Origin of the sequence: Siphonobacter sp., from assembly GCF_048595215.1 — a bacterium.
In the GTDB taxonomy this organism is placed as follows: domain Bacteria; phylum Bacteroidota; class Bacteroidia; order Cytophagales; family Spirosomataceae; genus Siphonobacter.
The window spans coordinates 1-4,880 of sequence record NZ_JBMDWJ010000213.1; the positions used below are offsets into that span (position 1 = coordinate 1).

Annotated in this window: 5 protein-coding genes; all 5 read right to left on the minus strand. The window is 52.0% G+C overall.

Features of this window, described 5'->3' with window-relative positions; genetic code table 11:
• A partial coding sequence (locus tag ACOJTG_RS13060) for a M16 family metallopeptidase (RefSeq protein WP_420154224.1) occupies positions 1-560 on the minus strand: 560 nt, incomplete at its 3' end.
• Positions 561-864: 304 nt separating this feature from the next.
• The gene (locus ACOJTG_RS13065; RefSeq protein ID WP_420154225.1) at positions 865-2,559 is read right to left on the minus strand and encodes a protein-disulfide reductase DsbD family protein; all 1,695 of its coding nucleotides are present in this window, start codon (positions 2,557-2,559) and stop codon (positions 865-867) included.
• 9 nt (positions 2,560-2,568) lie between these two features.
• Positions 2,569-3,015: a protein-disulfide reductase DsbD N-terminal domain-containing protein gene (locus ACOJTG_RS13070; protein ID WP_420154226.1), complete on the minus strand. Its 447-nt coding sequence runs from the start codon at positions 3,013-3,015 to the stop codon at positions 2,569-2,571.
• 50 nt (positions 3,016-3,065) lie between these two features.
• Positions 3,066-4,130, minus strand: coding sequence for a PLP-dependent cysteine synthase family protein (locus ACOJTG_RS13075; protein WP_420154227.1), 1,065 nt, complete (start codon positions 4,128-4,130; stop codon positions 3,066-3,068).
• Positions 4,131-4,232: 102 nt separating this feature from the next.
• Positions 4,233-4,880 (minus strand): peroxiredoxin family protein (locus ACOJTG_RS13080; RefSeq protein WP_420154228.1); only part of this gene is annotated, 648 nt, incomplete at its 5' end.

Consider the following 4,880-nt stretch of genomic DNA (forward strand, 5'->3'; position numbering starts at 1 on the left):
TTCATGATCACGGGAAAGTACTGATCCCGCATCCGCTGAGAGGCTCCCTTCCCTCCCCGGAGTTCTTCCAGAATGACGCCCCGCTCTTTGTTGATTTCGGTTTCGTCCATGGTCAGATCGTGTGACCAGTCTTCGAGAATATCAAAGGCTCGTAAGAACACTTTCATCGAATCCGTTGGTACCGGGAGAAAATAGACGGTTTGCTCCTGGTTCGTGAAAGCATTGAGATCGTCACCGAATTTGATACCATTCGACTGAAGAAAGCTGACTAATTCATTCTTGGGAAAACTTTTGGTGCCGTTAAAGGCCATGTGCTCGGTAAAGTGAGCCAGTCCGTTTTCGGGATCTTCTTCCTGAATGGCTCCCACTTTCACGGCCAGCATGAGGTGAGCCCGGTTCTTGGGTTCGGCGTTTTTACGGATGTAGTAGGTCAACCCGTTGGGCAGTTTGCCCACTTTGGTCCCAGGGTCAAACGGAATGGGCTGGTTGAGTTGCTGAGCCAGTACATTGGTTGCTAGCAGGAACAATCCTATAAAAAAACCGGAATGGAGTTTAGTCATGATGTTGATAGGAATAGAATAAAGCAGATTCAACTACCTTGTAATGGAAGCGATACGGATAAAATAGAGCTTTCTCAAGCAAGAAAGCTCTATGGGTTTTTCCTAACCAAAACTTAAACGGTCTCTAGTACTTTTAGCACTATTGAACCAGGGGCTCGGACTAAACGAACAGAAACTCTTTGGGAGACGGGTAGAGGGGCTACCAAAGAACTTCGTCGAGATAGGTGCAAAAGCCCGTTGATGAAGATAGAACTTTCTCAAGCGAGAAAGCCCTATCGATCTCCTCTTAACCAAAACGTGTTCACTACTTTTTACTAAGCCCGCTCGCAAGGCCCGTATTTAAAAAGGTGAGAAATTCACTCGTGTCATAATTGGCTCCCTGGGGCTTCACCAGGGGCCGCTCGGTGTTCGCATCCAGCAGCACGTAGTACGGTTGAGAATTGGATAAAAAGTGGCTGGCCTGCAAATTGCTCCATTTCTTGCCAATCGTGCGGATGGGCTTTCCGTTCACCAGGGTTTGTTCCGAAGCCGAGAGTTCCGTTTTATCATCGACGTAGAGCTGAATCAAGACGTACTTTTCCCGAATGGTTTGTAAGACGGCGGGATCGGGCCAGACGGTGGCCTCCATCTTTCGACAATTCACGCAGGCATGCCCCGTGAAATCAATCAACACGGGCTTGCCCACCTTTCTAGCGTAGGCTAGCCCTTCCTCATAATCAAAGAACGCATCCAGGCCCAGGGGAGCATGAAACAAATCGCCGTACTTATGGCTGGGGTGACTTTGGGCAGCTGAACCCGCATTTCCAGTTAGACTGGCGGAGTACAGATCAAAATCCTGGGTCTGCTGCGGGGGCAGAAAGGCCGCGATGGCTTTCAAGGGGGCTCCCCACAGGCCTGGAATCATGTAGAGCGAAAAGCTCAGGGCAAGTACGGCCAGAAAAAAGCGGGGTACCGACAAGCAAACCAGCGGCGAATCGTGAGCAAAGCGGAGCTTGCCGAGCAAATAGAAACCCAGCACGCCAAAGAGAATGATCCAGAGCACCAGGAACACTTCCCGATCCAACCACTGCCAGTGGTAGGCCAGATCGACGTTGGATAAGAACTTCAATGCCAACGCCAGCTCCAGAATCCCTAGCGTCACCTTGACGGAATTAAGCCAGCCACCCGATTTAGGCAGGGTTTTCATCCCCGAAGGAAACATGGAAAACAGCGTAAAGGGCAGGGCCAGGGCCAGGGCAAAGCCGAACATACCCACGGCGGGTCCCAGCAAAGCTCCCATGGAAGCCGCCTGCACCAGCAGCGTACCAATGATGGGGCCCGTGCAGGAGAAGCTCACCAGGGAAAGCGTCGTGGCCATGAAGAAAATACCCAGGAGGCCGCCCTGATCAGCTTTCTGATCCATTTTATTGGCCCAGGCAGTGGGCAGCATGATCTCAAAGGCTCCCAGAAAGGAAGCGGCAAAAACCACCAGCAGCAAAAAGAAAGCAAAGTTGAAGAGGCCGTTGGTGGACAGATTATTGAGAGCATCGGCCCCGAAGAGAACAGTGATGAGCAAGCCCAGCGAAACATAGATGACGATGATGGAGAGTCCGTAGAGGAGGGCATTGCGGATGCCCGAGGATTTGCTTTCGGCCTGCTTGGTAAAAAAGCTGACGGTTAGGGGCAACAGCGGAAAAATACAGGGCATGAAGATGGCCGCCAATCCGCCCAGCAAACCTGCTACGAAGGTCATCCACAAGGACTCGCTTTCGGCCAAGGGAGTAGCCGGGGTGTTGGCTACGCCGCTCAACGCCTGAGCACTGGAGGCCGCCGAAACCGTTGCTTGCATAGGTGTAGTAACGGAATCGGTCGTTTCTTCGACGGGGGTGAACTCCAGATCGTCGATGGAAAGCGAGTCCTGAGCCCATACCGATGTCGTGCTCAGCAGACCCAGCACTACAACTAAGCCCATGGCCCCGATGCGAAGCCACCGCTTCAGGGGTAAGAAATTGAGTACCATAGACGCTACTTATTTTACGGGAACAGTAAAGCTTACTTCTTCGGGGGGCAGGCACTGCTTGTCATCGCAGACCATGTATTCCAGGGTGCCTTTAACGGTCAGGGGCGTCTTGCCGGTGAGTTTGACCTTTTGCTGAAAAATAACCTGCTTTTCGAAATAGCTGACTTCCATACCGAACACCTTTTCCAGTTTGGTAATGGGCGTAGGTTCCTGGGTGGGTCCCTGCAGAACGTAGGCTCCGGGGCTAAATTTGAAAGACGTAGCCACAGGCCCTCCTTCCTTGACATGCTGGGAGTAGACGTGCCAGCCGGGATCAATGGTGGCTTTCAAATACACGACGGCCTCGGTCGGACTGGTTTTCTTGGCGGCATAACTCCACTGGACCGGTTTTAAAATCTGAGCCTGTAGCGAGCTACCCACCAGCAGAGCGATGCTGGCTAACCATACTTTTTTCATAAGAAGGAAAACGTAAGAATCGTGAGAACGTATATGGTGCCTGTTAACCCTTAACGAAGCAAAGGAGCCGCCAATCGGCTGATGGGTCGGTAATCCAGAAAATGAACGCTGGAGGAGAAATAACCTGACTTGATGGGTTCCTGACGAACGAGGTCCGTGCTCAGGTATTTTTTATTGCTATCGCATAAAATGGTCACCACGCGAGCCTGCGGACCCAGTTGATTTTGCAGTTGAATGGCTCCGATTACATTGGCTCCCGAAGATATGCCGACGGCAAGACCCAGCTCAGTAGCCAATTTTTGAGCCATCAGAATCGAATCACCATCGGAAGCCTGCACGATGCTATCGAGTTCATTTAGGTTCACTAATTCAGGAATGTACTCGTCAAAAAGACCCTGAATGCGATGCGTACCCGTTTTATAGCCGACGGATAAGGTAGGCGATTCCGCGGGCTCCAGGGGGTGTACCCGAATGGCGGGGTTCCGACTTTTTAGGTACCGGCCCACACCCATCACGGTTCCGCCGGTACCCACCCCCGCGACAAAAGCATCGGGGGTAATGTCGATGGCCTGTAGTTGCAGCCAAATCTCCCGACCCGTCGTTAGATAATTCGCTTCGGCGTTGAATTGATTGGCAAACTGACGCGGCAGAAACAGGCGGGGGTCGCTAGCGGCCAGTTCTTCCGAACGCTGCTGAGCCCCTCGAAATCCACCCTGTTCTTTGGTAAATACTTCAATGTCAGCTCCCAAACTACTGATGATGTCCATGCGTTCCTGACTCATGCCGGCTGGCATGAGGATGGTGACCGGATGCCCCAGGGCTCTGCCCACGGCGGCAAATGAAATGCCGGTACTACCGCTGGTGGCTTCAATGATGCGATCGCCCGCCTGAATTTTGCCTTCCCGGTACGATTGATGTAACACGTGAAGAGCCATGCGGTCCTTGATACTACCGGTGAGGTTGTAATGCTCGCATTTGACGTAAATCGAACGCTCCTCGCCCTGATAGGAGTAAAAAATTTCCAGCATGGGCGTGTTTCCGACCAGATGCCAGAGGTGATTGAATTTCTCCCGGATGCGGGGAGCGATTGCAATCGTTTCTATCGGTAAACTCATGATCTATTGCAAGTGGATGAAGTGTACGGGTAATGCCCCGCAGCCAAGTAATTCCGGGAAGAGTTTAGGTGTGTACTCTTCCCGGAGATGACCCGGTACGGACTAATTCAACAATTGAGCGAGCTTCTTTTCCAGATCGGCACCCCGCAGGTTTTTAGCGACAATCTTTCCGTCTTTATCCAGCAGGAAATTCGTCGGTACGACTTTTACCACGTATTTAGCCGCCGCCTCATTCTGCCAGCCTTTCAGATCCGATACGTGCTCCCAGGTCAGTTTATCCATGTCGATCGCTTTCATCCACGCGGCTTTTTTCGAGTCCAGCGATACGCCCAGGATGGTAAATCCTTTGTCACGGTACTTGTTATACGCCGCTACGACATTCGGATTTTCCTTCCGGCAGGGACCACACCAGCTGGCCCAGAAATCGACCAGTACGTATTTCCCCTTCAAGGAAGACAGAGCGATGGTTTTGCCCGAGGTATCGGCCATGGAAAATTCGGGAGCCATTTTACCTAAACCAATCTTGGCCAGCTCGGTGGTCAGCGTTTTGATCTGCTTCCCGTAGTACGAATTCTGAACGGCTGGACTCATGCCCGCGTACAGGCCCGGGAGTTTCTCCGCTTCGGGTTCCATGCTGTAATAGCTAATGGCTAAAAACGGGCTGATTACCGAGTTGGGATGCGTCTTGATGAAGGCTTGGGCTACGCTATCGGCTCGTCTGAACTGGTTTTGAACTTCCTTGGACTGAAG

Coding starts and splice junctions, on each gene's coding strand:
- ACOJTG_RS13065 (WP_420154225.1), bottom strand. CDS start 2,559: ATGGTACTCAATTTCTTACCCCTGAAGCGGTGGCTTCGCATCGGGGCC.
- ACOJTG_RS13070 (WP_420154226.1), bottom strand. CDS start 3,015: ATGAAAAAAGTATGGTTAGCCAGCATCGCTCTGCTGGTGGGTAGCTCG.
- ACOJTG_RS13075 (WP_420154227.1), bottom strand. CDS start 4,130: ATGAGTTTACCGATAGAAACGATTGCAATCGCTCCCCGCATCCGGGAG.